At 42.9% G+C, this 26,610-nt stretch carries 34 protein-coding genes; 11 read left to right on the forward strand and 23 right to left on the reverse strand.

Features of this window, described 5'->3' with window-relative positions; all coding sequences use genetic code 11:
* The first annotated feature begins 32 nt into the window (after positions 1 to 32).
* The 4 genes from F8C76_RS01790 (at position 33) to F8C76_RS01805 (ending at position 5,747) form a co-directional block, all read left to right on the forward strand.
* The gene (locus tag F8C76_RS01790) at positions 33 to 1,508 is read left to right on the forward strand and encodes an outer membrane protein assembly factor BamB family protein (protein WP_170283942.1); all 1,476 of its coding nucleotides are present in this window, start codon (positions 33 to 35) and stop codon (positions 1,506 to 1,508) included.
* A gap of 132 nt (positions 1,509 to 1,640) precedes the next feature.
* Positions 1,641 to 2,480 (forward strand): endonuclease/exonuclease/phosphatase family protein, encoded by an 840-nt coding sequence (locus F8C76_RS01795; RefSeq protein WP_152130197.1) that lies wholly within the window; start codon positions 1,641 to 1,643, stop codon positions 2,478 to 2,480.
* Positions 2,481 to 2,800: 320 nt separating this feature from the next.
* Positions 2,801 to 4,015 carry an ElyC/SanA/YdcF family protein gene (locus F8C76_RS01800; RefSeq protein ID WP_152130198.1) on the forward strand — a complete coding sequence of 405 codons (1,215 nt, stop codon included), beginning with the start codon at positions 2,801 to 2,803 and terminating at the stop codon, positions 4,013 to 4,015.
* 274 nt (positions 4,016 to 4,289) lie between these two features.
* On the forward strand, positions 4,290 to 5,747 hold the full coding sequence (locus tag F8C76_RS01805; RefSeq protein WP_152130199.1) for a sodium:solute symporter: 1,458 nt from the start codon (positions 4,290 to 4,292) through the stop codon (positions 5,745 to 5,747).
* 309 nt (positions 5,748 to 6,056) lie between these two features.
* On the opposite strand, the gene F8C76_RS01810 is transcribed toward F8C76_RS01805, so the two are convergent.
* Complete coding sequence (locus tag F8C76_RS01810; RefSeq protein WP_152130200.1) at positions 6,057 to 6,674, reverse strand: Crp/Fnr family transcriptional regulator; 618 nt, start codon at positions 6,672 to 6,674, stop codon at positions 6,057 to 6,059.
* A 233-nt stretch (positions 6,675 to 6,907) separates the two neighbouring features.
* Between F8C76_RS01810 and F8C76_RS01815 the strand changes: the two genes are divergently transcribed.
* Both F8C76_RS01815 and F8C76_RS01820 read left to right on the forward strand, forming a co-directional pair.
* Entirely contained in the window at positions 6,908 to 7,447 is a 540-nt protein-coding gene (locus tag F8C76_RS01815) for an SgcJ/EcaC family oxidoreductase (protein WP_152130201.1), read from the forward strand.
* Between the two features lie 21 nt (positions 7,448 to 7,468).
* Positions 7,469 to 8,116 (forward strand): SDR family NAD(P)-dependent oxidoreductase, encoded by a 648-nt coding sequence (locus F8C76_RS01820; RefSeq protein WP_152130202.1) that lies wholly within the window; start codon positions 7,469 to 7,471, stop codon positions 8,114 to 8,116.
* A gap of 101 nt (positions 8,117 to 8,217) precedes the next feature.
* Here F8C76_RS01820 and F8C76_RS01825 read toward each other — a convergent pair whose 3' ends face one another.
* The 10 genes from F8C76_RS01825 to F8C76_RS01865 form a co-directional block, all read right to left on the reverse strand.
* Positions 8,218 to 8,646, reverse strand: a complete 429-nt coding sequence (locus tag F8C76_RS01825; RefSeq protein WP_152130203.1) for an SRPBCC family protein — start codon at positions 8,644 to 8,646, stop codon at positions 8,218 to 8,220.
* Positions 8,647 to 8,701: 55 nt separating this feature from the next.
* Positions 8,702 to 9,022: an ArsR/SmtB family transcription factor gene (locus tag F8C76_RS01830; protein WP_152130204.1), complete on the reverse strand. Its 321-nt coding sequence runs from the start codon at positions 9,020 to 9,022 to the stop codon at positions 8,702 to 8,704.
* Positions 9,015 to 9,437: an SRPBCC family protein gene (locus F8C76_RS01835; protein WP_152130205.1), complete on the reverse strand. Its 423-nt coding sequence runs from the start codon at positions 9,435 to 9,437 to the stop codon at positions 9,015 to 9,017. The genes F8C76_RS01830 and F8C76_RS01835 overlap by 8 nt, the downstream gene beginning before the upstream one ends.
* A gap of 2 nt (positions 9,438 to 9,439) precedes the next feature.
* A complete protein-coding gene (locus tag F8C76_RS01840) occupies positions 9,440 to 10,003 on the reverse strand; it encodes a DUF5655 domain-containing protein (protein WP_152130206.1) in 564 nt (187 codons plus the stop codon).
* A gap of 639 nt (positions 10,004 to 10,642) precedes the next feature.
* A complete protein-coding gene (locus F8C76_RS01845; protein ID WP_152130207.1) occupies positions 10,643 to 10,894 on the reverse strand; it encodes a hypothetical protein in 252 nt (83 codons plus the stop codon).
* Positions 10,895 to 10,946: 52 nt separating this feature from the next.
* Positions 10,947 to 11,372: a VOC family protein gene (locus tag F8C76_RS01850; protein ID WP_152130208.1), complete on the reverse strand. Its 426-nt coding sequence runs from the start codon at positions 11,370 to 11,372 to the stop codon at positions 10,947 to 10,949.
* Positions 11,373 to 11,407: 35 nt separating this feature from the next.
* Positions 11,408 to 11,545 carry a hypothetical protein gene (locus tag F8C76_RS18640; RefSeq protein WP_170283943.1) on the reverse strand — a complete coding sequence of 46 codons (138 nt, stop codon included), beginning with the start codon at positions 11,543 to 11,545 and terminating at the stop codon, positions 11,408 to 11,410.
* Positions 11,546 to 11,715: 170 nt separating this feature from the next.
* On the reverse strand, positions 11,716 to 12,126 hold the full coding sequence (locus F8C76_RS01855; protein ID WP_152130209.1) for a VOC family protein: 411 nt from the start codon (positions 12,124 to 12,126) through the stop codon (positions 11,716 to 11,718).
* A gap of 45 nt (positions 12,127 to 12,171) precedes the next feature.
* On the reverse strand, positions 12,172 to 12,588 hold the full coding sequence (locus F8C76_RS01860) for a VOC family protein (RefSeq protein WP_152130210.1): 417 nt from the start codon (positions 12,586 to 12,588) through the stop codon (positions 12,172 to 12,174).
* Positions 12,585 to 13,088 (reverse strand): DinB family protein, encoded by a 504-nt coding sequence (locus F8C76_RS01865; RefSeq protein WP_152130211.1) that lies wholly within the window; start codon positions 13,086 to 13,088, stop codon positions 12,585 to 12,587. The genes F8C76_RS01860 and F8C76_RS01865 overlap by 4 nt, the downstream gene beginning before the upstream one ends.
* A 148-nt stretch (positions 13,089 to 13,236) precedes the next feature.
* On the opposite strand from F8C76_RS01865, the gene F8C76_RS01870 reads away from it, so the two are divergent.
* Together F8C76_RS01870 and F8C76_RS01875 are read left to right on the forward strand one after the other, a co-directional pair.
* Entirely contained in the window at positions 13,237 to 14,427 is a 1,191-nt protein-coding gene (locus F8C76_RS01870) for a GlxA family transcriptional regulator (protein ID WP_249042335.1), read from the forward strand.
* A 464-nt stretch (positions 14,428 to 14,891) separates the two neighbouring features.
* Positions 14,892 to 15,278 (forward strand): DUF6223 family protein, encoded by a 387-nt coding sequence (locus tag F8C76_RS01875; protein ID WP_152130212.1) that lies wholly within the window; start codon positions 14,892 to 14,894, stop codon positions 15,276 to 15,278.
* A gap of 67 nt (positions 15,279 to 15,345) precedes the next feature.
* Here F8C76_RS01875 and F8C76_RS01880 read toward each other — a convergent pair whose 3' ends face one another.
* The 12 genes from F8C76_RS01880 to F8C76_RS01930 all read right to left on the reverse strand — a co-directional run bounded on the left by F8C76_RS01880 (position 15,346) and on the right by F8C76_RS01930 (position 24,375).
* A complete protein-coding gene (locus F8C76_RS01880; RefSeq protein ID WP_152130213.1) occupies positions 15,346 to 15,843 on the reverse strand; it encodes a hypothetical protein in 498 nt (165 codons plus the stop codon).
* Between the two features lie 102 nt (positions 15,844 to 15,945).
* The gene (locus tag F8C76_RS18830) at positions 15,946 to 16,317 is read right to left on the reverse strand and encodes a hypothetical protein (RefSeq protein ID WP_152130214.1); all 372 of its coding nucleotides are present in this window, start codon (positions 16,315 to 16,317) and stop codon (positions 15,946 to 15,948) included.
* 328 nt (positions 16,318 to 16,645) lie between these two features.
* On the reverse strand, positions 16,646 to 17,470 hold the full coding sequence (locus F8C76_RS01890) for an AraC family transcriptional regulator (RefSeq protein ID WP_152130215.1): 825 nt from the start codon (positions 17,468 to 17,470) through the stop codon (positions 16,646 to 16,648).
* A gap of 68 nt (positions 17,471 to 17,538) precedes the next feature.
* Positions 17,539 to 17,961 (reverse strand): cupin domain-containing protein, encoded by a 423-nt coding sequence (locus F8C76_RS01895; RefSeq protein WP_152130216.1) that lies wholly within the window; start codon positions 17,959 to 17,961, stop codon positions 17,539 to 17,541.
* 9 nt (positions 17,962 to 17,970) lie between these two features.
* Positions 17,971 to 18,414 carry a DUF3237 family protein gene (locus F8C76_RS01900; RefSeq protein ID WP_152130217.1) on the reverse strand — a complete coding sequence of 148 codons (444 nt, stop codon included), beginning with the start codon at positions 18,412 to 18,414 and terminating at the stop codon, positions 17,971 to 17,973.
* A gap of 84 nt (positions 18,415 to 18,498) precedes the next feature.
* Positions 18,499 to 19,896, reverse strand: coding sequence for a pyridoxal phosphate-dependent decarboxylase family protein (locus F8C76_RS01905; protein WP_152130218.1), 1,398 nt, complete (start codon positions 19,894 to 19,896; stop codon positions 18,499 to 18,501).
* Positions 19,897 to 19,923: 27 nt separating this feature from the next.
* Entirely contained in the window at positions 19,924 to 20,796 is an 873-nt protein-coding gene (locus F8C76_RS01910; protein WP_152130219.1) for a PhzF family phenazine biosynthesis protein, read from the reverse strand.
* An 8-nt stretch (positions 20,797 to 20,804) separates the two neighbouring features.
* Complete coding sequence (locus F8C76_RS01915; protein WP_152130220.1) at positions 20,805 to 21,932, reverse strand: acyltransferase family protein; 1,128 nt, start codon at positions 21,930 to 21,932, stop codon at positions 20,805 to 20,807.
* Between the two features lie 6 nt (positions 21,933 to 21,938).
* Complete coding sequence (locus F8C76_RS01920; RefSeq protein ID WP_170283944.1) at positions 21,939 to 22,313, reverse strand: Dabb family protein; 375 nt, start codon at positions 22,311 to 22,313, stop codon at positions 21,939 to 21,941.
* A 174-nt stretch (positions 22,314 to 22,487) separates the two neighbouring features.
* Positions 22,488 to 23,120: a LysE family translocator gene (locus F8C76_RS01925; RefSeq protein WP_152130222.1), complete on the reverse strand. Its 633-nt coding sequence runs from the start codon at positions 23,118 to 23,120 to the stop codon at positions 22,488 to 22,490.
* Positions 23,121 to 23,136: 16 nt separating this feature from the next.
* Entirely contained in the window at positions 23,137 to 23,301 is a 165-nt protein-coding gene (locus tag F8C76_RS18645; RefSeq protein WP_170283945.1) for a hypothetical protein, read from the reverse strand.
* A gap of 18 nt (positions 23,302 to 23,319) precedes the next feature.
* Positions 23,320 to 24,375 (reverse strand): class I SAM-dependent methyltransferase, encoded by a 1,056-nt coding sequence (locus tag F8C76_RS01930; RefSeq protein WP_211372101.1) that lies wholly within the window; start codon positions 24,373 to 24,375, stop codon positions 23,320 to 23,322.
* 686 nt (positions 24,376 to 25,061) lie between these two features.
* Here F8C76_RS01930 and F8C76_RS01935 point away from each other — a divergent pair.
* From F8C76_RS01935 to F8C76_RS18650, 3 genes are all read left to right on the forward strand, one after another.
* Positions 25,062 to 25,415 (forward strand): single-stranded DNA-binding protein, encoded by a 354-nt coding sequence (locus F8C76_RS01935; RefSeq protein ID WP_152130224.1) that lies wholly within the window; start codon positions 25,062 to 25,064, stop codon positions 25,413 to 25,415.
* A 65-nt stretch (positions 25,416 to 25,480) separates the two neighbouring features.
* Entirely contained in the window at positions 25,481 to 25,930 is a 450-nt protein-coding gene (locus tag F8C76_RS01940; RefSeq protein ID WP_152130225.1) for a JAB domain-containing protein, read from the forward strand.
* A gap of 61 nt (positions 25,931 to 25,991) precedes the next feature.
* Positions 25,992 to 26,147, forward strand: coding sequence for a hypothetical protein (locus tag F8C76_RS18650; protein WP_170283946.1), 156 nt, complete (start codon positions 25,992 to 25,994; stop codon positions 26,145 to 26,147).
* The last annotated feature ends 463 nt before the right edge of the window (positions 26,148 to 26,610 follow it).

The raw sequence follows: 26,610 nt of genomic DNA on the forward strand, positions 1-26,610 counted from the left end.
GTTTTGTTTTAACTGTTTTAAGAAGATGTTTTATGAAAATGAGAGTTTTGGGCTTGCTTTGTATGGCAAGCGTGGTATTTGTTAGCTGTGACAAAGAAGGGATGGACAATACGCTTAAACCATATGTGGATTTTAGCTATAGTCCAGAGGAAATACGGGTTGGAGATGAGGTTTTGTTTAAGGCTTCGGCCGAACCGGGTTCCAGTGAGATTGTTTCCTGGAATTGGGATTTTGGACAAGGTTCTTCTTCCCAAGGAAAGGATGTGTCGTTTGTTTATGGTGAGGCGGGTAATTATAAGGTGATATTAACGGCAGTCGATATTCTTGGGGTTTCGGTTGAAGAATCCAATGATATCACTGTATTGGAAGAAGAAGGGTCTTTTTCTGCTGAAATCGCTTGGTCATTTAATAATGGGACAGATGTAACCAATGTTAATGACGGCTCTTCTGCACCGGCCATAGGTGATGATGGTACAGTATATTATTTAGAGGGGTTTGCAGGGGCATTGAGTACAATGGTTGCCGTAGTTGACCAAAATACTTCGGGTCAGAAAAAATGGGAATATGGTTTTGGGGCAAATGCCAGAAATGCACCTTCCATAGGGCCCGATGGATCGATATATACTTCTGCATGGCTAGGGGATGCCGTCTTCAAATTTAACAAGGAAAATGGCAATGTTCTATGGCAACAAACAACAGGTAGTGGGATCTCAAATTCAACGACGGCAATAAGTAGTAATGGTGATGTGTATGTTGGGACTAGGTCACAGGGTGTGTATGGCTGGTCTTCAGATGGTACATTGCTTTGGCACCATGAATCGGCAGATGGTTCCAAAACACCGTTTTATTCTTCTCCTGTGCTTGGCAAGGATGAAAGTACATTATATATACTGATGACAGCCACTGCCGGGGAGGTATGGGCCTTTGACGCAATGGATGGATCACCAAAATGGAACGAACCTGTTGCAGTTATCGGAAGTCTAGGTTCTTCATTGTCCATTGACGGGGACGGAACCGTTTACGTGACCACGGATAATGGCGTTATAGCCATAACGGACAATGGAAGCGATGGGGCTGTAAAATGGTTTGCGGAATTGGAAGGCGCTGGCAATTCCGGTATTGTTATTGGACCTGAAGGTGATTTATATACGGGTGCCTCTTCGGGTTTGGTGTCTTTAAACCCTATGGATGGTTCCTTAGCATGGACTTATCCAACATCTGTTAAGGAAAGTGTTCCTGCGGTGGATATCAATGGCAATATTTATATCGGTTCTGTTGATGGTAAATTCCATATTGTAGATCCCTTGGGGGAAGCATTGAAAATATTTGAACTTGGGGATAATACCGTTAACTCCCCCACCATAGCTGATGATGGAAGCATTTATGTAGAAGCCGTAAAGAATTTTCAGGTGATCTTATATAAAATTTTAGTGGAGGATAGTGGCCCCGCAGATTCTCCCTGGCCCATGAAAGGTCAAAACAGAATGAACACAGGAAGGGCCCTCTAGGCTCTTGTGATTTTTGTTCATGACTTATGTTTAACTGTGCGCCTTCACATTGAGGGGGCCGATGTATTGAAACTGTTTTAACGTAATCTGAAAAGTCAATTTTTTTAGATAGTATTTTAAACCTAATATAAAATGAAAAATTTAAAAAAGTCCAAATCAAGTGTTGTCATGTGGATATCGTTGTTTGTTTTGAGTTTTATCGCTTGTAGTTCGGAAGCGGAAACGGATAAAGAAAATACTCCGCCCGAAGAAGGGAAGGAGTATGTTTTTCGCATTCTGACGTATAATATCTTTCACGGGGAAAAAACCAATGGGGATATCGATATGGATCGTTTTGCTGAAATCATAAATAACGAGTCCCCGGATATCGTGGCTCTCCAGGAAGTTGATAAGGGGGTTGAGCGATCTGAGCGTCTTGATATTGCAATGGAACTGGGGCAACGAACAGGAATGGACAGTTATTTTTTTAAGTTTAGGGACTTTCAAGGGGGTGATTATGGCTCAGCTATTCTTTCCACATATCCAATTCGGGAGGAACATTTAATACAGGGGTACAGAACGGGAAGTACGGGGGTTGTAATTCCTTTTGTGAAGCTGGAAATAGATCAAGGCACTTATGTTTATTTTAATACATCCCATTTTTCCACTGAATTGGAAGAAAGGGAGGTTCATATCAAACAAGCCGTTAATTATTATGTCAATAAAGTGGATAGGGCCCCAACCCTTATATGCGGGGATTTAAATGCTGAACCCGGTTCTTCGGAGATGGAGGTTGTTTTTGAAGAGTTTTCGGAATCCGATAAATCATTGGGAAATACTTTCTCCACCAGAACGGGAATGCGAAAAAAGATTGATTACATTCTCCATCCCAAGAATGATAATTGGGAGGTAATGGAAACCAAGCGTATCTGTCCGGGAGATGCTTCGGACCATTGTGCTTTATTGGCGGTTATAAAGTATAGAAAACCTTAGTGGTCGATATCCATGAAGGGATTCTTTATCCACCTGCTCCAGTAAACCCTTAAGCATTATATCACAACTATTTTTAGGGATGATTTCGGTTTTCGGGCATGACCCCTCAAGGAACGGACTTTTGGGAAACATCAAAAGGGTAAATGGTCGAATCGAGGTAATCTAGGTTTGATGAATAAATACACAAACTGTACCATGGTCTAACCGGTATGTTTTTTCAAGGCAAATATATATACCAATGTTCCATAATAGCTTAATGAATATTACAATTTTGATTATCAATTAACCAAAATCTACTTGGTTTATCTAAATATGTCAACATGTACACACTAACATTGCTCCTTAGACTTGGTTTAATCTTGTTTGGTAATCCAATCGAACCTGATATTGGATCAAGATCATCATATTATACGGATCACAATAATGTGGGAATGTTGGTCCTTGGTTCTGCCAACCAACAAACTTTGATTGAAAGGGTAGAGCTTGCGCACAGCCTATATCTATCAAAGAATGGACAGTTTGATTACATCATAGTTTCAGGTGGGTGTGGAGCGCATGGTTCGCAAATTTGTGAAGCGGGGCAAATGAAAGACCTATTAATGGAAAAGGGGATTCCGGAACATATAATAATCAAAGAAGAAAAGTCCAAAACGACGGCACAAAATTATTGTTATAGCAGGATTCTAAGGAATCCTGATGGTACAAAGGTTATAAATAAGGATGATACGTTATATGTAGTGTCCAATCATTGGCATGCAATAGCCGTGGCGGGATGTTTTAGTGTTAGGGAAGATGTAAAAGGGACATATTATATAGAAGGCGATATTAAGCCAAAAAGTAATGATAGCGTTGATTATACCCATATCTTGGAAAATTGCTCCAATAATCAAAATTATTGTGAAGATTTACTATGGCCTTATATTACTGCTAGCTATTTTAGGAATCTTGATGGTCAGAATGAAGTTGTTCATTTATTGGGTGATCACGTTGCGTACTCGGATTCAAAAGCTAGTGAGAGCAGTTTCTTTCTTACAAAAAAAAATCATCACCCCGTGGTCCCTAAAAAATGGCAGGATCAAATTGATGCAGCATTTTACAATAGGACAGAAAATAAAATTTACTTTTTAATGGGTGGGCATTCCATCAGTTTTGGTCCTGACGAAAAGTTCAATGAAGACCGTTTAATGCCTCTGAAAAAATGGATCAAAGATTTACCAACAACATGGCAAAACGGAAACATAGATGCGGCTTTTATAACCAATGATGACCATAAACTATATCTACTTAAGGGAAGTGGCCTTCTTACCGTTTCCATCCCGGATATGACCATTGTCAATTTTGACGATAAAATTTCCAACCGCTATCAAGGATGGCCCTTTAGTTGGAAAAATGGCAATGTTGACGCTGCTTACTATGATGAAATTTCAAACAAACTATTTCTTTTTCGGGGTAAGGAATACATTAGAATTTCTTGGAACGATAACAAAACAGTGGATTCTGGATACCCTAAATCATTGCCAATAAAGAAACCGTAAGGAGATTTTATGGAAAGGCTAAAAAAACTAGGCCGAAAAATTCATTCACAAAAGTATTCAACAATAATCGATTGGTTAGCATTAAGGGCAGTTTCCTTTGGGAATGGGTTAAGTATGAACCGATCTATGGAGACTTCGGAAGAATCACCACGGGACTCTGCTCCAAGCAAGTTTACTTGGAGGAACAAATAAAAATCATCTGATCTAAGATCTGGGAAAAGGGAGGAATACAGATTCACCATTAAAATCATTCAATATAAAATAGTACTACATTTTGAATACCTACATAGTCCTTGTTGCGATTACAGCTTATTTTTCATTGTTGCTACTGATATCTTATCTGACCTCCAGAAGGGTAGGTAGTGAAACGTATTTTACCGGTGATAGACAGTCCCCATGGCTTTTAGTGGCCTTTGGTATGATTGGAAGTGCCATGTCGGGAGTTACCTTTGTTTCATTGCCGGGCATGGTGGCGAACAACGATCTTTACTTTTTTCAATTTGTACTGGGAAATGTAGTAGGGTATCTGTTCATCACATTTGTACTTTTACCAATTTACTATAGATTAAGACTTGTGTCCATTTATGGTTTCCTAAAGAATAGATTTGGAAACGGTTCCTATAGAATGGGCTCGTTGATTTTTCTTGTATCACAATCATTTGGAGCTGCATTGCGCCTTCTTTTAGCTGCAAAGATTTTGCATTTTGCCTTTTTTGGGCAGCATGGGATCCCCTTTTTCATAACGGTGGCCATCATTTTGATATTTGTTTGGCTATACACGAATAAATCTGGAATCAAAACCATTGTATGGACTGATACCATGCAAACATTCTTTCTGATTTTGGGAGCCATGGTCACTATTTATGGAATTAAGAATGCACTTGATTTTTCATTCCTGGAAATGGTAGAGGCGGTTTCCCATCATAAGTATTTTGATGTTTTCAATTGGGAGGGCAAATCAGGGAACAATTTTTATAAACAGTTTGTTGCAGGGGTTCTTATTGCCATTGCCATGATTGGTCTAGACCAGAACATGATGCAGAAAACGCTCACTTGCAAAAGTCTTCGGGATGCCCAGAAGAATACATTGATATACAGTATTGTATTGGCTTTGACCCAATTTCTTTTTCTAGGTCTCGGGGTATTGTTATACATCTATGCGGCCGATATTCAATTACTGCTGGAAGTTGACCAATCAGGGATTTATTTAAATACGGACAATCTCTTTCCCAATTTGGCGCTGAACCATCTGGGTGTCCTTGTTGGCATTAGTTTTCTTCTTGGAATTATTGCCGCATCTTTCTCAAGTGTTGATTCTGCCTTAACGGCCCTGACGACTTCTTTTTGTTATGATTTTCTGGATATATCCCATAAGTCTGCCAAAAAAATGCGTCGTATTAAAAACACATCTTTGGTGGGCTTCTCAATTTTAATATTTATGATCATAATGGCATTCTCCCACAGTCAAGGTGATGTTATATCCCATATCTTCAGGGTGGCGGGATATACTTATGGACCTCTGTTGGGAATGTTTCTCTTCGGGATGTTCACTAGGTATGATATTAAAGATAAATATGTCCCCATTCTCTGTATTACCGCTCCAATATTGACCTATGGTTTGAGTGTATATATGAAAACTGCGTTCAATTTTGATTTTGGCTTTATGAATATAGCGGTAAATGGGTTGTTCACGGTTTTAGGGCTTTTCTTGATTAAAGTAAACAGGGATTGAATTCCAATACTTGATATCATTTTGTAGTCCCAACCTGATATATTAGGATGAACTGCATATTGAATTTATAAAATGGTTGATGGGGCTTAGTAAATGATTCTTTGGATATTTCTTTCTGATCGTATGGGAAGAATATAAGGAACTGTTTAAAGGAGTTAATTTGAATCACCTTATATTTTTATCTTATGGAGAGTATATCGATACCTTATTGGTACTCTTACTATACACATCTTTTCCAAGTGAAAGTAATATGTTATGTCGGTTTTCGAGTCATTTGTTGGGTATTAATGAAACCATGGCATTAGCTCTCTATTCTGTTTCAGTCTGAGCTTTCACTCCTAAATAGGCTGCCCTTGTCCGGCTAAGGGTTTCCCTGCTTATGTGCAAATATTTGGCAAGATTGGTCAAGGAAAAGGCCTGTACCCACTCCTTTCGGTTTTCCAAGAGAAGCCCATACCGCTCTATTGGGGATTTTAGGGTAAGGATTCTATAATGCTCCTGTTTCTTTTGTATGATTGCCTGTGATAGATCGATACAGAGTTGTAACAGGTCAGATTCCTTCTTGAAGATCGTGGTCATCTCCCTTAGGGGGTATTTGATGAGGAGGGTGTCTGTAAGGGCACTTATGGAGTAGGGAAGAGGGCTTTGTTGGTGTATATCGCTCCAGTTGTCCATATACTCATTGTCGGTACAAAAGGTGGAGATACGTTCAATCCCACTTTCATTTATGTGAAATAATTTCAGCTGTCCCTTCACTACAAAAATTCCATGGTTCAATTTTTCACCTTCCCTGCATAAGACCTCATCTCTTTTTAGGGTTTGGACAATGGAGATTTCTTCGAGTTTTAGCCAACTTTCTTTTTTTACATAGGGGTACTTGAAAGCTATTTTTTGATGAAAATCGTGGATAACTTTTGGGTCGTACATCACTTCGTATACTGTTTTGGCCTAAAACGGATGTTCTGGTAAAGGTACGGATTTTAAGGGTGTTGTTCCAGTATAATGGAAAGCAAGGGCCCGATGGCTATTTTCTTTTCCATCGTTAAAGGGAACAGTATTTCTTGAGGGATCCATCAATTTTTGGACAAGTGCCCTTACGTGATTTCAATCACGCTCCAAGGCATTCAATAGACCTAGTTTTGTATTAAAATAAACATCATATGGAATTGAAAGTTTTAGGCTTGGGAGCAGAGTACAATAGGTTCATTCGGACAGTATTTTTATCGTTCTCATTGAGTAGCAGTGTTATGGCACAGGGCCAAGCAAAGGAGACAGGATTCATTTTTAACAATACCATTTTGAACATGAAACATAAAGTGGAAATCAGAAATGTGTTTCGAACCTACGAAGAAGTTTGGAACTTGAATGATATTGAGGCTTGGGGAGAGCTTTTTACCACTGACACCGATTTTATCACGTGGTCTGGCGTTTGGTTCAGGTCCAATCAGGTAAATGTCGAGAACCATCAAAAGGCCCATGATGAATTAAAGGAAATGGGGCAGAACATGACCTATAACCTACAACTTGAAAGTATAGACTTGATCAAGGATGATACCGCTTTGGTGCATGCTACGTGGTATTGGCCCTCTTTTAAGGTTGAGGGTCGAATCGAGAATCGCAAGGGGATCTTGACCATGTTGATGTTCAAGAACGAAGGGGAATGGCTGATACGAACCACTCAAAATACCAGAATCGATTGATAATGAACGGAAAATTTTTATATGGACACGAAAACGATATTGATCATAGGGGCCGGACCAAGGGTCGGGCTTTCCACTGCATCAAAGTTTTTTAAAGAGGGGTTCAAGATATTGTTGATAAGCCGTGATGGATCTCGTCTGGAAAGAATGAAAAAGGACATCTCTGGGAATGGACAGGTTGTTTCGGTTTATGAAGCAGATGTGGCAGATAGTAATACCCTCTTGAACACCTTTAAAGAAATCATATCGGCCCATGGTACCATCGATGCCATACTATATAATGTGGCGCATATCGTCCATAACAATATTTTGGAAGAGTCAGAAGAAGGTTTGGTCCATGATTATAGGGTCAATGTCATAGGTTTGCTGACAGCGTCCAAATTTTTCTCCAACAGTCTGCAGAGAACCCAAGGAAGCATATTGATAATTGGAGGGAGTATTGCCGTTGAACCTAAACCGGAATACGCTTCGTTATCCATGACAAGTGCTGCTTTAAGATCTATGATGTATTGTTTGGCCGATACTTTAAAGGACAAAAATATTTATGTGGCCCTGTTGATGATCCACGGCAGTATCGATAATGGTACTCGGCTCCATAGCCCGATAAACATTGCAAATATGCTTTGGGGCCTTTATCGAGACAGATTGGTCAATGAGATAATGGTTTGAGCAATTATCACATATAGTATATGATTCATCATATGACATAAAATGCAGTTGGTAAAAGCGGAAGCGAAAACAACCTTCCGCATTTATACACTTTATGGGGATTAAAAATCCCTTTCTTGAAAGGGAAGACCTTTCTCCTTTTCACAATAGGTTTTCAAACTGAACAAGAACATGGCCCAGTTGTAATTGCACCATTGATAAAACTCGGTCATTTCACGCCAGTTTGAGTGCTTTAACAGTACTTTGGTCACATGATCCTTTTCGGACAGTTCAAAAGAGATATGCGTGCCCACCCATTCCTTGTCGGAAGCGATGCACTCCCATACGATTCTCTCGTCTTCCTTCAATTCGATTATCTTCATCTTGGTCATATAACCGTCATCAAAATCAAACTCATTGACAAAACCAAGTTCCGGCCTTACTCTTAGTTTTCTGGTCCAGACTTCTCCTAAGCCCTTTTCTGAGCTCAGGGCTTTGTATAGGCTTGAAATGGGCGCTTTTATGTAATTGATCTGTTCGATACTTTCCATATTCTGTTGTTTTATTTTTGAATTGTACTTGGGGATTGTCTTCCTTTTGGATATTTCAATGGTCTTCACCTTTGGCCAAATAATCATTGAGTCCATCAAGTTTGGAGTTCCAAAAGCCTTCTAATCTGATGATATAATCATTTACTTCGGCCAAAGCTTCCAACCGGGCATGGCAGTACCGTTCCCTACCATCCTCTTTTCCTGATTGTAAGGTTACCAAATTGTTGTCAACCAGTATTTTTATGTGTTTGGAAACCGCTGTTCTCGACATTTGAAATTTTTTCGATATCATGCAAATGTTTTCCGATCGTTGTGCAAGCATCAATAGGATTTCCCTTCTTGTGGGGTCCGCAATGGCTTTGAATACATCACTCATTTTCAAGGTATTTTTGAAGTTGTACGGTAAGGATCTTTTCTTTCCATCCAATGGATAATATTTTTCGTGTCAAGAAAGTGTTCATTAGACCTTTAAATCCACTGTGCTCAAATTCCAAGCGGGTCTTTTTACCGTCCAGATCGGTCAACCGAAACGTCACCACCGAGTCGGAAAGGGAACCTCCGCTCCAACTGAACGATAACAGTTCCTTTTCCTTTAGCTCAAGAACCTTACAATCAACGATTCCATTGAACCCCGGATATGATTTTGTCCTAAAGGTGAATCTGTGTCCAACTTCTGGGAGAAAGTCACAAGGCATCAACCATTCACTGAGCGCCTGTTGATCGGTCAAGGCATTCCACATTTTCTCCACTGGAAAATCGTATATCTTTGTAAACTGTATTGATTTGGGCATGGTTAATTGTTGTTATAAGAGATTGTGATCAGGTCCATGAGCATTGCGTTGAGATCATTCTTCCCTTTAATGGTTGTTTTCGCATTGATCCGCTCGCTGCCGCCCAGTTTTGAAGTGGGTTCAAGTAAGCCATTACCAGTATGGTTTTCTGGAAGGTTGAGTCCCAAGATGATTTTGTCCCCTTTGGTTTTGGTCAGGACCGCAAATTGCCTATTCCGGTAAAACGGAATATAGATCAAACACGGACGTAACGTTATGTCATCACCAATTTCAAATACTTTTGACCTTACATGATCAAACAATGTTCTGGTTCTTTCCGAATCAAAGAATTGGTCAATGAGTTTATCCGGATCTTTATAAATGTCCTTTCCACTGTGGTGCTCAAAGATTTTCAGGGCCTGAAAATGTCCTAACCGGTTGTCGCTTTTTAGAAAGTCCATGATTTCTTTTTTGTCCGTAAGTTCATGGATAAGGATGAGTTGAACCCACTCCTCTAGGGATTTCCCTGTCTTCTCTTTTAGATTTTTGATGATGGCCTCTCCCATCTGTTTCGGTCCTAGTGTCACAATTACTTTAATTTTAAATATGAAACCATTTGGTTTCTCAAAAATATGAAACTTTTTGGTTACATAAAAATAAATCAAATAAAAGATGGATTACCTTGGTTATTGCATGTGTGTACAGTGGATTGATGTGTACTTTCCGTGTAGCAGTGGCTGTTTATTATTGTGAGGGATTTCATAATGACGGAAGTTTCTTTTAAACTCCTCAGGTGTAATTGCGTTATCAAGAAAACCTCGTAAAGTATCCATTGGTCTGAAACATATGGATAAGGACCAACAAATGGGAGACCTTAAAATGATCTGGATCACTGAATTCCAGTGCCAAGCAGCGGTGATATTTTCTTTACCACTGTTCCAATTTTATTTTAGTGGCAAATTCTCTCCTTTCTATGAGTGGTTATGGTACACAAGTGTTTTCTACAATGTATGGATTGTTTCTACCGGTCTCCCTATCCACTTGGAGTCATTGCACCAAAGTAATTTCCCGTTGACAAGGAACTGTGGTTTGGACACGGTCGGAAGCGGACCAGAAATGGTGATACCGTGTTTGAAAAGATTTGGTATGATAGGTTCATTTTCATTTGATTTTGAAACAAGTCTATCCAAGACCCGATGTTCATTGTAGATATTGAATTTGGGAAGTTATGTTCCTGGTTTGTTTTCTTTTTGGGGAACCTCATCGACCAATGCCTGTATGTCCACATTGCATTCTTCTACCAATCGTATGATGGGCATGGGATCCAAGCTATTGCTCATGGTTGCCACTCTCAGGATATTATCGCAATCCTCCAAATCGAAATTTATTTCACAACAGGGGAACTCCCTTTGGAGCTTTTCCAAAAGGAATTCCGCTATTTCAATTGTGGCTACAGAGGTTCGAAATACCTCCACCATTCTTGATTTTTGTCCGTTCAAACCGTTGTGCATACTGGAACTTAAAAAAGCATTATTGGGCCTGTGGATTATAGTTGATCATCCAGAAAATCCCGAATCGATCCACGAAACTCCCGAAATAATCTCCCCAAAATTGATCGGCCATTGGCATTTCTATATCCCCGTTTTCGGATAATCCATGGAACAAACGATCGGCTTCTTCCTTGCTGTCGGGATGTAGGGAAATATAGTGGCTGTTCCCATTTTTCAAAGAATGTCCCATGGAGGGCACTATATCGGAAGCCATTAAAATGGTGTCCTTTGAAATGGGCAAGGAAATATGCATCGTGCGGTTTTTTTCCTCAACAGAGAGTTTATGGGCATCTGGTGCATCCCCCATTTTTATATTGGCGATAAAATCGCCCCCAAATACACTTTTGTAAAAGTTGAACGCTTCCTCGGCGTTTCCATCAAAATTTAAATAGGTGTTTACTTTCATTTTTTTGTTTTTTTATGATTGTTTTCTACGAACTCTTATGCATTTTCCAAGGCTTGGTTCCAAGTGTTCACAAGGTAGTTGTGGTACTCTCCAATAGCATCCATTTTAACAGGCAATCCCAAATGTCCAATGGACATGGACTTACCATGGACCTTGCGTTGTTTGTGTATCATCTCGTTTCTATTGGGAGATCAATAAGAGGATCTTGCTTCCTCCTGAGAACCCTTTGCAAAAACTGAGGTCATTCTCGATAAATTTCGTTGCCCCATAAGATGTGTCAAACATAATCGGTCGGGGCATCCATGGCTATGCTGAATTTTTGTTGCATCCTATCCATAGGACCTTATCGGGGCATTTTCCCCTGGTCCATATAAAGCATGCTCCATCGGTGACCGTCCAAATCCTCAAAGCCAAAAGCATACATCCATCCATCGGATTCACCTGGGTCGGAAAAAATCTTACCCCCGGCACTTTTGACGGTTTTTGCCATTTCATCCACTTCCAACTTGCTTTGGGCATCAATGTTGATCAATACCTCCGTTCCTTTTTGTGTATCATGGATGTCATTTCTTGTAAATTGTTTGAATGTGTCCTCGGGAAACAGCATCAATACAAAATCGTTTTCCCCAATGAGGAAGCTTCCCAAGTGTTCGGCCTTTTCATGCATTGGATTTTCATGAAATCCGATGGCATTGAAGAATTCCTTGGATTTGCTGAGATTCTTTACGGGTAAATTCAACCAAATAGTTTTCATGATTATGGTTTTTAGGGTTTTAGTTGTGCTCTTATTTTTATGGATCTATCTGTTCAAATTACAGAACAGGTTGAACAAATGGCCATCGGGGTCTGCAAAAACGCTGACATAATAACCATTGTCATCATAGAATTTTTTTCGATTTTTTCGCGGGTCAAACCTGATGGTCCCCCCTGCTTTTTTAATGGTATCCATCCACTGGTGCATTTCTTCCTTGCTTTCAGCTGATAGGGTGAACATGATCTCATTGCCCTGTTGTAGATCGGCCACCTCACCCTCCAAACTTGTTTTCAGTCTTTGCTTTTCAAAGAAATGGATGACGAATTTTTCCTTGCCGAACAAAAAACTTACCAAATCGGTTGAGGGATTCCCATTTGGTTCGAACCCTAGGGCCAGATAGAATTCTTGGGTTCTTTTAACATCTTCAACACCCAGGTTTGCCCAAATTTTTCCAAGAGTCATTGGGATATGTTTTTGATGATTTGCTCCAATTGATGGATATGGCGTTGGGTATGCACAGTATTGAACCCAATCCACTCAAGGCGGGTAAATGGGCCATATTCCGGAATGGCAAAATCCAGACAGGTTTTTGATAGATCCATTCTTTTGCCATGTTCATTGACCCATTGGATCTTTTCTTTCAAACTGCCAAGTAGACGGCTCTTATCAATGGGGTCATTTGTGGGGACAATGGCTTTTGGTGAATCCATTTTGATGTCAAAATTTAAGAATAATGCACGGATTTCGGGCAGTTTCTGATCCGGTGGACGGTGGGTATCCTCTACCTGTCCCATCAAAACATGGGAAATATCGTATGATCTGTCCAAATGGTCACCAACCTGTCCAGCGGTCCAACCGGTTTTGAAGGGTCTCCTATTGATCTGTTCGTTTGTCAATGAAGAGAACAATTCCATAAGCTTTGCAGTCACCGTGTCATAGTCTCTTAAAATAACCTTTTCCATAATATAAGGGTTTATGTATGTTGTAGTACATTGCCACACCCAAAGGGCTTGGTAGCCGTCATATTGGGCGGTTGAAACTTTTTGTTTTTATTGTGGCTTCACGGGCACACAAGGTTCATCATTAGGCTTGCATTTCAACATTCCAAGGATGTCAGTTATAGTGTCCATCCCATCTTTAAAACCTTCGATGGATTCGGATATGGATGGAACAACCTGTTTGTTCGATTTCTTTAGTTTTAAGCCTCAAGACGATACCAAAGATAAACCTACCTATGGGGACACGGAGTGTGTCATTACGTCAATATTACGGGTTGATTGCGACAGTGCATTCTTGTACCTTTGGGTGTATATCCACCAATTGATTTTTCAGAAAATGAAGCATATTTCAATACTTGTTCCCGATGGTGATTCCAGTCTGAGCAACTTGGAAGCGACCTTTAAAATGTTCAATATGACCAATAAAGCATTGGAAAGGGCTGGTAAACTCCCTTTGTTCTCCACCCATCTTGTGGGAACCCATAAGAAAGCGAGATCAAGCAATGGGTTGTTCAGTATCATACCCAATACTACCATAGAGGAGATAGACAAAACGGATTTGATCATTATTCCGGCAATTCATGGGGATTATAAGGAAGTGGTCGCAAAGAACGGTGCGTTCATTCCTTGGATCAGGGAACAATATAACAAGGGTGCCGAGGTGGCGAGTCTGTGTATCGGTGCATTCATATTGGCCGGGACAGGTCTGCTCGATGGAAAGGAGTGTGCTACACACTGGTTGGCGGCAAGGGAGTTTAGGGAGATGTACCCCAAGGTAAACTTGATCGATGATAGGATCATTACCGATGAGAACGGCTTGTATACCAGCGGGGGTGCCTACTCCTCTTTGAACCTAAACCTGTATTTGGTTGAAAAGTTTGCAGGACGGGAAATGGCAATTCTCTCTTCAAAGATTTTCGAAATAGATATCAGTCGTATCAGTCAATCGCCTTTTATCATTTTCAAGGGACAAAAATCACATAGTGATGAAGAGATTTTGAAGGCCCAGGAATATATTGAGCAAAATTATCAGGATAGGATTACCATAGATGGGCTTTCCCAAAAAATGGCCCTGAGCCGGCGAACCTTTGAAAGACGTTTCAAAAAGGCCACCTCAAATACCGTTATTGAATACCTACAGCGCGTTAAGGTGGAGGCGGCCAAGAAAGAATTGGAGAAAGGAAGAAAAACCGTCAATGAAATTATGTACGATGTGGGTTACAATGATCCCAAGGCATTTAGGGTCACATTCAAGAAAATAACCTGTATGACACCAGTGGAGTATTTAAATAAGTACAACTAGGAGTTTGTCCAAGGAAATGGTTGGGCCACATATCCATTTTATTGCAACGCTTGACCTGTCAGTGCAAGCTGTTCAACTCCTGATCTTCCCGGACTATGCCGATACATGATGTTGCTTCCTTACTTAAAGATATTGTCGGACTGGATCCGGGTATGGGACCAAACATTCCGGATTATTGAATTCCAGTGGAAACCATTGTGTTTGTAGTGACATGTCTACGTAATGTCAATAATTAAAATATATCTGGTTGTGGGGAACAACCATCAAAAAGTATGTCATGACCATCTTGGAAAACAACCTTTTATACCTTGATACCAGATTGATGGACGGGTGGAAGTGGGATAGTGTCAATTGTAGTCTTTGTTCTCCGTGGTATCGTAGGTATAATAACTATCTTTATAAGAAAAGATGACCCTATGAATTATTTTTTTAGGATACTGTTTACTTACTTAGCCTTTACTGTGATGTTCTTGGCGATAGGAAGTTTTGTTTTCCAATCATCACAAGCCGAATTAGGTGTGGCGGGCCTTGGAAGGGCAATCACCGTCACAGGTGACGGTGATATCAAGGGAATTGCACTCCAACGTACCCTTGTCATGACAGAAGCAGCAATGGGACTTACCAGTGTTGTCATAGGCTTAAGGGCAAAGACGAGATCGGAAAAATCTTTGGCTCGCATAGCTATGGGTATAGGATTGATCACCATGGTGTTTGCCGCAGTACACCTGATAATGACTTGGGGTGTGGTATTCGGTTCAGGCAATGACCGGATGGGATCACTAATCGCTATCGTCTTGGCACTGGTGGGATGTACCCTCAGTTGGTTGGTTCTTCGTTCACATTCCAACTGACCCCTTGTTTTGATTTTTCATGGGAAAGGTCCCAGTATTGGGACCTTTCCTTTTGCTAAGACAGGTTTTAGGTTGGATAGAACCTTCTAGCTTCCTTAATGGTCAATTCCCACATCTCGATTAGTGGGAGTTCTCCAGAGGGTTGGTAATGCTGCTCCGAATCATAGAAAGGTAAACTACAAGTAGAAGGTTCGCTTCCATGCAGATTGAAGACCAGTTCAAGTCTTTGGAGGACTTCCTCTGTACCTTTTTTTGTTTTCACTCGCCGTTTGACTTTGTGAATCATACAACTTTGAATCAAGTTGATCGGAATACATTCCGTAATGGTCTTGCCCTTTTTCTGTTCTTTATAGAAAAAGAGATGGTTTTTGGCACTTGAAAGTCCAATGGCAAAATCCACTCCGAAATCATGGATCCCGACATCACTATGATGTGATTTCGCTATGGTGTTCAATCCGTCCAACAATACTTTTTCTTCCTTCTTTCTGATTCTTACCGTTGCTATGAACGGCACGGCGCATAGAGCTATGATAACCGCTCCTATGGCCATTATTTCTAATTCCATGGTTCTATTTTAAATAAATTGATAAATCCCGGCGTATACTAGCCGGATGGCTAAATGAAGTGCAAAGACGCATAGACGTCTAGGCAAAGTGGAAAAGAAGCTTCAAAAGAAAAAATGGAAGGGATATAGCAGGTCCGCCTTATGTTGTTCGATCCAACTATGGACATGATCTGTAAGCGGGTAAAGTTTAGGGGTTTTTGATTGAAGAGAATTTTCAACCAGCCAAGGAAAGGAAAGGTGGTGATGGGGGTAAGGATCTGTCGGTGTCAATCTGGACTCCAGCGTCCCTTCATCGTATTGGTTGGGAACCAAGTGTATGGAGCCATCGGTTCGACCATCCAATTGAAACCAAGTGGACCCTTTTCCTGTCTGTACCTCTGTTGGCAGTTGGGGGGACCAATAGCCCAGAGCCATGATCCATATGTAAAGGGCCAATAAGCGAATGAGGCTGGTCGTGTTTCTAATGTTTCGCAATCAATCTTTTATGAAAATGAGAGATAAAAGTACACTTTTCGGATAGTATGATGCCAAAATTAAGGGAATCAATTACCAAAAGCAGATTTGAATCTTCCTTTCAGAAGGGACAGTATAGGGTGCTTTTTTGGGTTGACAAATCTTTGCGGAAGGATAGTGGGACATTGTTCGGAGGGTTCGATAAGGGTCACTCCACACTTGCTCAGTTCTGTAATCAATACCATTTTTGGTTGGCTTTGTGTTGTAATTTGCGCTTCAGCACATGAAGATGCCGCTACTCTATATGGTTTCTAATGGAATTTGGCCCCAAAGTTAAATCGTTCTTGGTTTATTCCAGATGCACTGGGAGACTCAGGAAGTTTTCCCGTTGTTTCAAAAAGCTCCTGGGGTTGGTGCCTGCCAATAGTCTGAATTCACGTATAAAATGGGATTGGTCGGCAAACCCGGCATCATAGGAAAGCTCCGTAAGATTGATTGCTTCGGATCCTTGCATATATTGCTGGATGGCATTGAGGCGTGAAAGCCGCATGTATTCCTTGGCCGTGATCCCAAATCTTCTTTTGAATTCCCTTTGGAGTTGTCTCGGGCTGATGGGTACCTTTTGGATCAATTCCTCCAAGGTCAACATACCGTGGTGTTTCCTGATGGTCTCAGAGGCCAAACGGACATAATCGAAACCTTGGGAATTTCCAGACATGTTCTTCAAAAGAAAATCTTCGGTCAACCGGATTTTTTGTTGGATGCTCTTGGCTTCCCGTAACCAGGAACAATAATCTTTGAAGGCAATCCCAAGGACATCGGAACTGTCCTCAAAGGTTGCGGTGAACAGGGCAGGGGGTACCCCAAAAATAGTATAGATACCCTCAGGATTGAATCGGATTCCGAAAATCTGTACCAAATCGTGGAACTTGACCTCATACGGTTTGGTCTGTAGACCTATCAGCGTAAATTCAGGGGATTTGCCCCAAGTTTCACTTTTCACAAGTTCACAGTGGTCATGGGTCAGGTGGATGATCAGCTCGATACACCCATTGGGCACCACCGATTGTACAAAATTGTCTTCAGAATACAGGTTGAAATCACCTGTATAGTAAGCCTGTACAAAAGGGCTTAAGGCAAAAGATGGCCTGTATTCTGAAAACCTGACATTCATCGCTTGGAATCTCTTTTGGGCTGTTTTTTTAATGGACCGCTGCTAAATTAATTATAAACATCTAATTATCAGCTAAAAAGAAGGGAGGTGTCCACGATATTGGACTCTGTCGGCAACATGGCCTTGTCAAAGGTGGCCACAATATTGTTGGCTCCCCCAAAGACTCCCAAGACCTTGGCCGTGGTCGTCCCTGTATTTTTGAGGTCATGGGGCACCATTTCCGGGACAAGGACCAATCCACCCCTTTTGGCCGTTTTGGTCTCCGACCCTACGGTAGCTTCGACCGTTCCTTTCAAAACGATCAATAGTTCCTCGGAACTATCGGTATGCCTGCCCAAATTGTCTCCAGGCTCCAACTCGAAATATACGGTCGCCAATTGCTTGGATCCGTGTGCTCCGATCAGGGGAAAGGTGGCCTTACAGTGTTGTTTTTTATCATCCTTTCCGATGAATTCATTGAGTTCGATTTCGTTTACATTTACTGTTGTCATGATTCTTTTTTATAGTGAATAGCCTTTTACAAGAGCCTTGCCGGTATTGAAATCCACGGTTCCCAACCCCAATACCTGGGCCCGGTTCAACCAAGAGTACCGTTCATCATTGGTGTGGAATTCCATGTTCAGCTTCAAGTTGCCATGGTCATTGATTCCCGTTTCGGTAACTTGGATCTGTGCCCCATCATCGGTCAAGATCTTGGCATGTAGGTCGAGGAAGAACCGGCCATCTGCCCGCACCTCCAAATAATCGACCCCACTGATCTTTCCATTGATCTTTTCCCCGATGAGGTCCCCTTCAAAATAGATATCGAAACGGGCCCCTTCTGTGGGGATAGGCTCCCCATTGACCAGGTCCTGCATACTGAAACCGTATTCCACAAAATCGGAAAGCACTACCTGTTCCTCGAACAATAGGGCCAAATCTGTTTTTTCCAAGGTATTTTCCATTATTGATTGTTTTTAAATTACAGATCAAATCTAGGGCCGTGGTGTTCCGTACAATTGTAAAAAAACGACTTTGGAACGCATATTCTATTCCTTTAGGGCATCTGTTGCATTGGCAATGATCTGGTATAGTTCATTGATTTCCTTTTGACCGGTACGCCAATTGGAAACTGCTACCCGAATGGCAAAACGCTCCTTGTATACCGTAGGGGTCAAAAAGACCTTGTTGGTTGCATTGATTTTTTCCAATAAGACCTTAGTGTCGATTCCAGAATCGATTTTTGCGGCAAAACAGACGATGTTCAGTCTTACTTTCCCAAGAAGATCCAACTGTCCATGGCCCTTGATCCCATCTCCAAGTTCCTTGGCCAAACGGCAGTTCCGACCAACAATCTCGGCATAACCTTCCTTCCCGTATGCCAGCAGTGTAAACCAAGCTGGAAGGGACCTCCAACGCCTACTGTTCTCAGGGACATAGTTCATGAAATCCTGGGTGGTCCCATCGCCTTCCAGATAAGGGACATTTCCATTTTGGAAGACCTGTCTCTGTAATCCTGGGTGTTTGGTGAACTGGAAGGCCGCATCATAGGGAACGTTGAGCCATTTATGGGCATCGATGGCGATGGAATCAGCAGATTCCCAACCACCGACAAGGTGTTGGTGTGCTTCATTTACTGCTGCAAAACCTCCGAAAGCCCCATCGATATGCAACCAGAAATTGTACTTTTCCTTAAGGGCACCCAAGGCATGGAAATCATCAAAATCCCCGGTATTGACCGTGCCTGCACTGGCCACTACGATACAAGGTCCCTTTGGGTGGACGGATAGGCGTTTTTCCAGATCGGCAACGTCCATGGCCTCCCGTTCGGGAAGACGCTGGACCAGTTCCAGATTGTCCCTACCCATGCCCAAAATGGAAAGGGATTTGTAGGTACTGGAATGGGGGGTCGCTGCAAATACCTTCAAGGTCCCTGAACTGGTGTCCAATCCATTTTTGGACCCATCCTGGCCCATTTGTTGGTTGGCCCATTGTCTTGCCCCGGCCAAGTTTACCATGTTCGATGTGGTACCCCCTGTGACAAAACTCCCAAAAAAGTCCGATGGCAAACCAAAAAGTTCCCGATAGAGGGCAATGGTGTCCGACTCGTGCTTGGCCGTGATAGGGGTCACGGAACTCACCTGGTCATATACAGAGGTCAACCAATCCCCAAGCAAGGCCGCCGGGGTGGACCCACCCGTTACGTAGCCATAAAAGTTTGGGCCTGCTGTGGCGGAAATGTAGGGTGCATAATGGGATTTGAACAGGTCAAGGGCTTTTTGGGCCCCAATCCCTTCGCCAATGTCCCATGCCTTCTTGGGCATGTTGGATACTCCAATGTTCGGGGCGGCTTCGCCCAGATGATGCAAGTAGGATTTGGAAACGGCGATGGCCCCTTCCAAGATTTCGTCGATCTGCTCCAGATCTTTTTTTAATAGGGTTTTCATGTTGCGTTGTTTGATTTTTTTTTTGAATTAAGGTTTTGAAAACCATTCCAATTGTTTTGAGGTATAGGCGGTTCCCCCGGCAAAAAGGTTTTTAATGGCACCATTCCCCAATGTTAAATGTACATGGATCTGACTGGGTGAGGGTTCCTTCATGAATTCCCCTTGCTTGATCACAAAATTATCCTTTGATTGGACTTGGCTATACAGGTAACAGGCCAATGGACCTGCTGCCATGCCCGTGGCCGCCTCTTCAGGGATTCCGTAATAAGGTGCGAACATTCTAGATCGGGCATCCGCATTCCCGTCATGGGGCAGGACAAAGGGATAGAGACCGATCAGACCAAGGTGTTTGGAGAGCTCAATGATGGCATTGGAATCGGGGGTAAGGTTGGCCAATTGGTCAACCGACTTTAAGGGCACCACTACAAAGGCATTACCGGTATCCACCTTCATGGGTACCAGGCCATCGGCCAATTCATGTCGAGTGATCCCCAAGGCTTCGAATACCTTGTCCTCTAGGGTCCCCAACCGGGTGAACTCAGGTGGGGCCTGTTCCATGAATACCTTCTCGCCTTCAAAAATAATGTCCCGGTTACCCTCAATGGTTTCCTTTGACGATCGATCACCTTGGACGAGTCCCTTTTTCCGTAACAGGGAAAACGAAGCGATAGTGGCATGTCCGCAATGTGCAATTTGTTTGGTAGGGGTAAAGAATTCCAATCTAAAGTCCGCCACGGAGGATTTGGAGATGAATGCAGTTTCCGATAGTCCTATATTTTTGGCTATTTCCTGTTTTTTCCCGGGAGTCAATCCATTGGCATCCAAGATGACCGCGGCGGGATTACCTCCTGTTCCGTGGATATCGAAGGCGTGTACAATATGTGCTGTAATTGGTTCCATTGATCGGTTCATTGAAAGTTTATGAGTCGTTTGAATTTGATTTTTCTTAGTTTTTGTTGAAATGGGATCTCAACATTGTGATAGGACCAGGCCGCTGAAACGATGTTTACGAACAGTAGGGACATCACCAAGGAAAAAAGGGTCAAAGTGTCCGGGACAGTCCCCGGCCTATCCACCAACCAGCTGTCCAATCCCATCCAATACAGGCTCAACCATAGACCCTGCATCATGTAGATGGAATAGGATATCTCACCAAGATATTGGGCCAAGGGCCATTTCATTGTTTTTTGGACCTTACCCTGGTTATGGGCGGCTGTCAAAATGATCAGGATGAAACAGGGGATGATCCAAACATCATGTATTTTGATATGAAGCCCAAAAAGTGTGATAAGGACCATCGCCATGAAGGAGAGATCCTTGGACAACCATTTTTTAAGGGAGCCCTCTTGGTAGAGATTGTACACCAGAATGCCCAAGGTGAATTCCGCAAGACACCTGAAAATACCCCAATCGAATGTGGCATCCAGGGAATGTTTTACATTAAAATGGACTATTGTTCCAAGTAATGTAAAGGAAAACAAGGCCATGATCCATGGCCACCATCCCCTTTTTTGGAAAAGGAATAAAAACAATAGGGGTGAAACCATATAAATGGCCCATTCCGCACTGATGGACCAAGATGGGACGTTCCAAGTAAGCCAATGATCGGAGCCCCATGCCTGGGTCAGGAACAAATGCACAGGAATGCCTTTCAAGGCATACATATGGCTGAATTTTCCCCAGACGTTCGGAAAACCGAAGATCAGAAAGCAGGCTACCCATATATGGGTCAACAAACAGAATAGATGCAAGGGGTACAATCGGCTGAACCGGGCCCAGAGATAGTTCCATGAACTTTTGATGTTGATGCCCTGTTGAAATCGGTTCCCATAAACATGGGTCAGGATAAAGCCACTCAAAAGGAAAAAGAAATCCACAAAAAGGTATCCTTTGGCCAAGAGCATCGTAGTGTCTCGGGACACCAAATAATCCAATCCCGTGAAGGAGGTCAATTGATCATAATGGTATAGGACCACCCAAATGGCGGCTATACCCCTTAAAGGGGTCAAGGTATCGATGTAGTTGGTGTGCTTCATGATGGGTCAGTATTTAACTTCCTGGAAATCCTTGACCAACAATGGACCCAACTGGCCCAGTTGCTGGTGCTTTGGATGTTCCCGATATGTTTTTTCCGCTGCCCCTGAACTGAATTTAAGGACAAAGGCCGTTTCAAATCTGTGGGAATGGGTAAGCTCCATGATCTCGAAGGAGTCGAAACCTTGCACTTCTTTTACAAGATCTTCGAACAAATCCGTCATATGATCTTTTTGTTCCGGGGTGACCTGTTCGTTCCATTTGAACAGTAGCATTTTGGTGAAGGGGCCATCAGGATGGATTACGGTTTGTTGTTGCGAATGGCCTTGATGGACGCCCAAAAGACTTAGGGAGAACCATAGGATGGTTGCGATTGTTTTCATGTGTTTGATATATTTCATTTTAGCTTCAAAAGTAGTAGGGATGCAAGGGGCCGAATTGTGAAAAAACGACATCATGGTCTTTGATTCCTATCATGATACTGAAGGGGGTGGTCCATAGGGATACAATGGATCAAAAGAGGGACCATTTCAGCGTTGGGATGAAAAGGAACAGTGTTATTTGGCCTGTTGGTCCATGGCCAATTTGATTCCCAAGGACAGTAAAAGTGCTCCCGAAATCTTGGATACCCAAGTCATGGCCCGTTTCTTCCTTGCCAAATAATGTCCCAAGGACCCGGAGAAATACCCGAGGGTCATTAGGAATACCATAGAGGACAGGGCGAACAATAGGCCCAATACCAAAAAGGGCCATGGAGAACCAAGAGGCTTTCCGGAGATGATGAATTGCGGAAGGAAAGCTAGATAAAATAAGGCCACTTTGGGGTTCAACGTATTGGAGAGGAACCCCTGTAAAACCATTTTCCCATAGGAAATGGAAGTTTCTTCTTTAAAAAGGACACCCTTCTTGGAGATCATGGACCTAATGCCCAGGAATATAAGATAGGTGGCACCCAAGGTTTTGACCATGGAAAATGCGACTGCTGATGTCCTTAGGATTTCAGAAAGCCCCAATGCGGCCAAAAGGGTATGGAACAAAATGCCCAGGGTAATCCCCAAGGCGGAAAGCAAGCCTGCTTTTTTGCCTTGGGAGGCTCCTTTTGAAAGCACAAAAATCAAATCTGGCCCAGGGGTGATGATCAATACCCAGATGGTTGCCAGGAATAGGGTGAAGTGTTGGATCTGTGACATATGGATATGTTTTGGGTTACCTTCTTTTCAAGGAAATGCCCCTGAATATTTGGGTTGGTTCGGCTCTGGGAATTCTTTTGGAAGATGATGGAATCATTTTATGCGGGACGGACCTTCCCAGTCCAAAGAGGATAGGGTTTCCAGAATGGCTTCCCAATAGCGGTGCACTCTCGTTTTCCATTGCTTCATGGTTTTTTTGTTATTTTTTGATTTCAAAGATGAGATTGACCGGAGTCCTTTGTGCAATCCTGAATTGGGAGAACCCGGCTTCTTTAACGATTTGTCGTACCCGCTCAGGACCGGCTTGGGCGCCGAGGCAGTATCCTCCCTCCTGTGAATGCGAATGGGGTACACAAAGGGTAGTGGATGCAGCGTAAAACATTCGTCCTATGGGATTGAAATTCTTTTCCAGTTCATCAAAGGAGGCCGGTTCGACCAACATGATACTACCACCGTCGTTCAACTGGGCCTTTGCATGTTGAATCGCCTCAAGGGGATTTCCGAAATCATGGAAGGCATCCATATAACAGATCAGGTCGAATTGGGATTCCTCGAAATCCTTGGCAGCTGCCACTTTGAACACAACATTGGCAAGCCCTGCCTCATGTGCCCTTGACTTTGCCATTTCAATGGATTCTGGATGGTAGTCAAATCCATAAAAGATGGAATTGGGATATCTGGTGGCCATCAGGATGGTGGATGCTCCATGGCCGCATCCAATATCGGCCACTTTACCACCTGCAAGCAGTTTCTCCCCGATTCCTTCCAAGGCAGGAATCCACTCGTTGACCAAATTGGCCCGGTATCCAGATCGAAAAAAAGCCTCGGTCCCAAAAAATAGATTGTGATGGTGTTGGTGCCAACCAATCCCTTTCCCTTCCCTGAAATCCTGTACCGTTTTATCCTTGTCGTACCAAAGGCTGGACACCACTTGGAACCCTGGGGCCATAAAGAAGGGACTGTTGCTGTCGGCCAAGATAAGAGCATGCTCTTCGGGTAAATAGTAGGTCTTTTGTTCAGGGTCATAACTGATATACCCTCCAGCCGCTTGGTTGTTGAGCCATTCCTGGACATAGCGTTCAAAAGTCCCTGTTTTTTTGGACAGGGCCCTGGCATTGGTGGGGCCGAGTTCCCTTAATGCCCGATAAAGGCCGAGCTCTTCACCAATCTGGACCAATACCCCGGACATTCCTGCGGACAGGTCGTTGATGACCTGCCCTGCAAAGGCCTGTACCTTCCCATAATCCAGTTTCATTTCTGTACTATTTATGCTTCCCATTGTTTTCAATTATGGATTAGGGGAGCAAAGCTAAAGGCGTGGGGAAACAACAAATTGTAGAAAAACGACAAACATGGTCCAAGGAAGTGTTGAAGGCCTCAGTTCATTTATGGGATTCATCGGTATATGACAAGGAAGTCGCCCAATCGGATTTTTATACGTCCTTCCTTCGCAAACCCTTCTTGGGGCTTTGCCGTGCAAGGCCGCAAACCCGTCCGTCCGCCCATCAAATTTTAAGGGGGCGGTAATAAAAGAAGCCCTGGTTGTTTTTCGGGGCATCGAAAAACAGGGCAGTGCCCAAGGACTTCCCATCAGGACACCATGGCCTACCCTCGCTTTACTTTCCGTACGCTCCCTTGTCCATGGGTCGGATGGAATTCCTAAGGCCCTTATCGAACCTGTCAAGGCCAGGCCCTGTTTTATCCATAAATAGGGTTTCCACTTCCTTGAAAACCTAATGGTTTTACTACGTCGCGGAACCTCCCGATTTCCGTCCAAAAGCCTTGACAGAACCCCCTTCTTTTATTGTGCTGCGCACCTAAGAAGCAAACAAAGGCCCCTTAAAATTTGGGAAACAAAAACCAAAAAATAAAGGGGAAATTTTTAAACAGTCTGCCGATCTATCCAGTTTAGGTGGAAGGCGGGCACTAAAGCTTTTTATCATGAGTAGATTGAGAAACAAAGTGCAACTTATCGGAAATGTGGGACAAGACCCCACCATCACAGACCTTGACAAAGGGAAACGTGTGGCACGCTTTACCATGGCCACCAACGAGCACTACAAGAACTCCGAAGGGGAACGTATCACCAACACCGAATGGCATACCGTGATCGGGTGGGGAAAATTGGCTGACATCATCGAAGGCTTCGTGACCAAGGGCAAGGAGGTTGCCATCGAAGGGAAATTGACCTCCCGTTCCTATGAGGACAAAGAGGGCAACAAACGCTATGTCACCGAGATCGTGGCCAGTGAGATCTTGCTATTGGGTGGTGGTGATAACAATACCTCCGAGTAGACAGGACAAGGGTGCCCCAAAGGTCTGGGGCATCCTTTTCTTATCCATCCCAAAAAGGAAATGATATGGAACATAGCGTAAACGAAATACAGATCAGTTATAGGGAAAAGCTCAGTACCCTGAAATCCCAAGCCGTTACCAACTCCAATGATGTGGCGAACCTGTTGTTCAAGAATTGGGACAACAAGACCATAGGTCTCCATGAGACCTTCAAAATAGTACTGCTCAACCAGTCCAACAAGGTCAAGGGGATTTATCCCCTGTCCCATGGGGGCATCACGGAAACCTTGGTGGATGTGCGCATCCTTTTTGCCATTATCCTAAAGACCCTTTCCGTTGGGATCATCCTCGCCCATAACCATCCCTCTGGGCAGCTCAAGGCCAGCGGGGCGGACAAACAATTGACCCAAAAAATCAAACGGGCGGCACAACTTTTTGATGTCAAGGTGTTGGACCATATCATCCTGGCACCCGATGGCCGCTATTACAGCTTTGCCGATAATGGGATTTTATAGGCAGTCCGCTTTGGATGGAGGTTTGAAATAAAGAATCACGAAACCCAAAAAATCAAGAACCATGGAAACACGAATCAGAAAGTCATTGGAGATTCCGGCCCGGAGGCACCAAAGGCCTCAAACCCAAAAGGAAACCAATGCGGAACGGACCTTTCTGTTGGTCATCAACCTGTGGATATTCCGATTTGAATATGCCAAGGAGGACTATAAGCCTTAAAGAATGCTTTTTGCAAGGGTATGGGAGACTCTCGAAAGAGGGTCTTTTTTTTGCCTGATGACCTCAAAATTGACGTTCCTGTTTTCCCAAAGGGACAAATCCATGTTATTCCATCACAATTGCCCACAATCAACCAGGTTTCCTATTTTTAGTTGACGCTTATTGTGGGTATATTTAAACAAGGGCATTGCCCATAAGCCCGGTACGGCAACTTTTCGGTTTGACTTTCCTTATCCCGTACCCTTCGATTTGACTTTTAAAGAAAGAACAAGGGGGATTGAACTCCCTTGTGCGATGCTTTTTTGGCCCTGCGGGACAAAAAGGAAGAGCAAGAGGATAGCGTGCTCGCGCAACGCTACTGATGATGTTTGCTCCGCAAGGCCCCTGTTTATGGGGTTGTGGGAGGTTTTGAAAGATAAGGCCCTGGCCGTTTTTATGCTAAAAATGCGCTGGGGCCAGTAAA

The organism is Flagellimonas olearia, assembly GCF_009184425.1.
Taxonomy (GTDB): domain Bacteria; phylum Bacteroidota; class Bacteroidia; order Flavobacteriales; family Flavobacteriaceae; genus Flagellimonas; species Flagellimonas olearia.

Coding starts and splice junctions, on each gene's coding strand:
- F8C76_RS01790 (WP_170283942.1), top strand. CDS start 33: ATGAAAATGAGAGTTTTGGGCTTGCTTTGTATGGCAAGCGTGGTATTT.
- F8C76_RS01795 (WP_152130197.1), top strand. CDS start 1,641: ATGAAAAATTTAAAAAAGTCCAAATCAAGTGTTGTCATGTGGATATCG.
- F8C76_RS01800 (WP_152130198.1), top strand. CDS start 2,801: ATGTACACACTAACATTGCTCCTTAGACTTGGTTTAATCTTGTTTGGT.
- F8C76_RS01810 (WP_152130200.1), bottom strand. CDS start 6,674: ATGTACGACCCAAAAGTTATCCACGATTTTCATCAAAAAATAGCTTTC.
- F8C76_RS01815 (WP_152130201.1), top strand. CDS start 6,908: ATGGAATTGAAAGTTTTAGGCTTGGGAGCAGAGTACAATAGGTTCATT.
- F8C76_RS01820 (WP_152130202.1), top strand. CDS start 7,469: ATGGACACGAAAACGATATTGATCATAGGGGCCGGACCAAGGGTCGGG.
- F8C76_RS01825 (WP_152130203.1), bottom strand. CDS start 8,646: ATGGAAAGTATCGAACAGATCAATTACATAAAAGCGCCCATTTCAAGC.
- F8C76_RS01830 (WP_152130204.1), bottom strand. CDS start 9,022: ATGAGTGATGTATTCAAAGCCATTGCGGACCCCACAAGAAGGGAAATC.
- F8C76_RS01835 (WP_152130205.1), bottom strand. CDS start 9,437: ATGCCCAAATCAATACAGTTTACAAAGATATACGATTTTCCAGTGGAG.
- F8C76_RS01845 (WP_152130207.1), bottom strand. CDS start 10,894: ATGGTGGAGGTATTTCGAACCTCTGTAGCCACAATTGAAATAGCGGAA.
- F8C76_RS01850 (WP_152130208.1), bottom strand. CDS start 11,372: ATGAAAGTAAACACCTATTTAAATTTTGATGGAAACGCCGAGGAAGCG.
- F8C76_RS18640 (WP_170283943.1), bottom strand. CDS start 11,545: ATGATACACAAACAACGCAAGGTCCATGGTAAGTCCATGTCCATTGGA.
- F8C76_RS01855 (WP_152130209.1), bottom strand. CDS start 12,126: ATGAAAACTATTTGGTTGAATTTACCCGTAAAGAATCTCAGCAAATCC.
- F8C76_RS01860 (WP_152130210.1), bottom strand. CDS start 12,588: ATGACTCTTGGAAAAATTTGGGCAAACCTGGGTGTTGAAGATGTTAAA.
- F8C76_RS01865 (WP_152130211.1), bottom strand. CDS start 13,088: ATGGAAAAGGTTATTTTAAGAGACTATGACACGGTGACTGCAAAGCTT.
- F8C76_RS01870 (WP_249042335.1), top strand. CDS start 13,237: ATGTCAGTTATAGTGTCCATCCCATCTTTAAAACCTTCGATGGATTCG.
- F8C76_RS01875 (WP_152130212.1), top strand. CDS start 14,892: ATGTTCTTGGCGATAGGAAGTTTTGTTTTCCAATCATCACAAGCCGAA.
- F8C76_RS01880 (WP_152130213.1), bottom strand. CDS start 15,843: ATGGAATTAGAAATAATGGCCATAGGAGCGGTTATCATAGCTCTATGC.
- F8C76_RS01890 (WP_152130215.1), bottom strand. CDS start 17,470: ATGAATGTCAGGTTTTCAGAATACAGGCCATCTTTTGCCTTAAGCCCT.
- F8C76_RS01895 (WP_152130216.1), bottom strand. CDS start 17,961: ATGACAACAGTAAATGTAAACGAAATCGAACTCAATGAATTCATCGGA.
- F8C76_RS01900 (WP_152130217.1), bottom strand. CDS start 18,414: ATGGAAAATACCTTGGAAAAAACAGATTTGGCCCTATTGTTCGAGGAA.
- F8C76_RS01905 (WP_152130218.1), bottom strand. CDS start 19,896: ATGAAAACCCTATTAAAAAAAGATCTGGAGCAGATCGACGAAATCTTG.
- F8C76_RS01910 (WP_152130219.1), bottom strand. CDS start 20,796: ATGGAACCAATTACAGCACATATTGTACACGCCTTCGATATCCACGGA.
- F8C76_RS01915 (WP_152130220.1), bottom strand. CDS start 21,932: ATGAAGCACACCAACTACATCGATACCTTGACCCCTTTAAGGGGTATA.
- F8C76_RS01920 (WP_170283944.1), bottom strand. CDS start 22,313: ATGAAAACAATCGCAACCATCCTATGGTTCTCCCTAAGTCTTTTGGGC.
- F8C76_RS01925 (WP_152130222.1), bottom strand. CDS start 23,120: ATGTCACAGATCCAACACTTCACCCTATTCCTGGCAACCATCTGGGTA.
- F8C76_RS18645 (WP_170283945.1), bottom strand. CDS start 23,301: ATGGAAAACGAGAGTGCACCGCTATTGGGAAGCCATTCTGGAAACCCT.
- F8C76_RS01930 (WP_211372101.1), bottom strand. CDS start 24,375: ATGAAACTGGATTATGGGAAGGTACAGGCCTTTGCAGGGCAGGTCATC.
- F8C76_RS01935 (WP_152130224.1), top strand. CDS start 25,062: ATGAGTAGATTGAGAAACAAAGTGCAACTTATCGGAAATGTGGGACAA.
- F8C76_RS01940 (WP_152130225.1), top strand. CDS start 25,481: ATGGAACATAGCGTAAACGAAATACAGATCAGTTATAGGGAAAAGCTC.
- F8C76_RS18650 (WP_170283946.1), top strand. CDS start 25,992: ATGGAAACACGAATCAGAAAGTCATTGGAGATTCCGGCCCGGAGGCAC.